Below are 2,276 nucleotides of genomic sequence, written 5' to 3' on the forward strand. Positions count from 1 at the left end.
GCTCTGGCAGCGCATGCCTGCCGAACGTGAAGAGCCGGACTCGCCTTCGGCTCCACCCCTCGTCCGCTGGACGGAAAAGCATTGCGGCGATGCCTTAGGCATGATCGGCGAAGGGCAAACCACCCAGGTCGCCGCCAACCTGACCGTCAGCAACATCATCACCACCCTGCGGCTCATAGGCCAGGTGGAGTGGGTGGAGCTGATCGAGCCGGTCAGCCATTCCCTGCAGGTCTTGCGCCGGCTGCCGAGCTTTTCCCGCGAAAGCGAGATGACGCGCCAACAGATCACGCGCGCCATGGAGCGACTGGCGCAGCAAACCGGTAAATCCGAGCGCGCCGTCGCCGAAGCGGTGCTGGCTGCCGCGCACCAGCCCAACAACGCCCTGGCGGCCCACACTGCCGGCTACTACCTGATAGGACCGGGCCGCCCCCTGCTGGAAGCAGCATTGCAGCCCGCGGCGGGTCCCCACAAACCATCGCCGGCCCCTGAAACACCGCGTGGCTGGCGCCTGCCGCTCTACGCAGCCGCATGGATTGCCGGAACCGCTGCGTTGCTCAGTTGGGCTGCGCACCCGCTCGCCATGCTGTCCTGGACGGCGTGGGTAGCCCTGGTGCTGATGGCCTGGCCCGCGTCGGAAGTGGTCGCTGCGCTGATCCACCGGCTGATCGCTGAATCCACACGCATACAACCCCTGGCCCGTCTCGACTTCAGCACGGGCATCCCGGCTGAACACCGCGTGCTGGTGGTGATCCCTTCGATGCTTTCTTCAGCTTGCGCCAACAGCGAACTGGTGCACCGCCTGCAGCTGCACTGGCTGGCCAGCCGCGAAACCCATGCGCAGTTTGCCTTGCTGACAGACTGGGGCGACGCCGACGCCGAGAGCATGGCCGGCGATGCAGAGCTGCTCGAGGACGTCCTTGTCAAACTGCGCGCGCTCAACGCAGCCTGCCCGCCGGCGAGCCCAGCCTCACCGGCAAGGTTTTTACTGCTGCATCGCCCGCGCAGCTGGTCCGCGACGGAGCGCCGCTGGATCGGAGCGGAACGCAAGCGGGGCAAGATCGAAATGCTGTTGCGGCAACTGGCCGGACACTCGTCATCGCCATTTATCCCTGTGGACGTCAACATGCAGCTGGCACCGGGCATACGCTACGTGCTGACGCTTGACAGCGACACCAGCCTGCCGGCGGGTTCCCTGCGCGAACTGGTGGCCATCGCTGCGCACCCGCTGAACACGCCGCACGTCAATCGCGAGACGCGGCGCGTGACCGCCGGCTACGGCATCCTGCAGCCCCGCGTGGCCATGCCCCTGTCGGCCCATCACGAGCGTTCACCTTTCCATGCGATGTTTGCAGGCCAGCGCGGCCTGGATCCTTACAGCAACGGCACCTCCGACCTGTACCAGGACGTGTTCGGCATGGGCAACTTCATCGGCAAGGGCCTGCTGCATGTCGAGGCCGTGCATGCCGTGCTGGACAGCCGCATGCCCGACGGCGCCATCCTGAGCCACGACCTGCTGGAAGGCAGCATTGCCCGCTGCGGCTACGCAGGCGATGTCGTGCTGATGGAAGACCATCCTCATCACGCAGGCGTGGCCGCATCACGTGTGCACCGCTGGACGCGCGGCGACTGGCAATTGCTGCCGCTGATGCTGCATGCGAAGCGCTACGGCATTGATGCCCTGGGCCTGTGGCGCATGGCGGATAACCTGCGCCGCTCGATGATCGCCCCGGCCTGCTTCGCGCTTCTAACCTGGACAATATTCACGGGTGCGCTGCCTGTGGCGACGGCACTGGTTTTCACCGTGCTGGCATTCCTGGCCGGCCCCTTGATGGGTGCGCTGGCAGGGCTGGTTCCAACGCGGCGAGGCATCGCCTGGGGGCACTTCTTTGACGTCGGCATGCGCGATGTGGCGCGCAGCATGGCCCAGGCGCTTTGGCAATTGAGCCAGCTGCCCRCCCTGGCCGCCCTGTCGTTCGACGCCATCACACGGGCCCTCTGGCGCATGGCCATCAGCCGCCGCCATCTGCTGCAGTGGACCACCGCCGCCCAGGCGCAGGCTTCCGCCCAGTACACGCTGGGCGCTTTTGTCCGCAACCATGCCCCGGTGTCCGCGTTATGCCTCGCGCTGGGCACAGCCGCGTGCTGGGGGCCGCACCCCCTGATCGGTCCGGTGCTTTTCCTGCTGTGGGCGCTGGCGCCCGCAGTGGCCTGGTGGGGCAGCAAGCCGGCTGTTCGCGCGCCATATCTGTCACTCAGCGCCACTGACCGCGCCTACC

1 pseudogene is annotated in these 2,276 nt (G+C 66.9%); it reads left to right on the forward strand.

Going from position 1 to position 2,276, the window contains the following annotated elements:
- Nucleotides 1-2,276, forward strand: a pseudogene (locus AC1DWI_RS20275) (GH36-type glycosyl hydrolase domain-containing protein); the annotation flags it as partial.

It is taken from the genome of Polaromonas sp. P3_C2, from assembly GCF_056402675.1.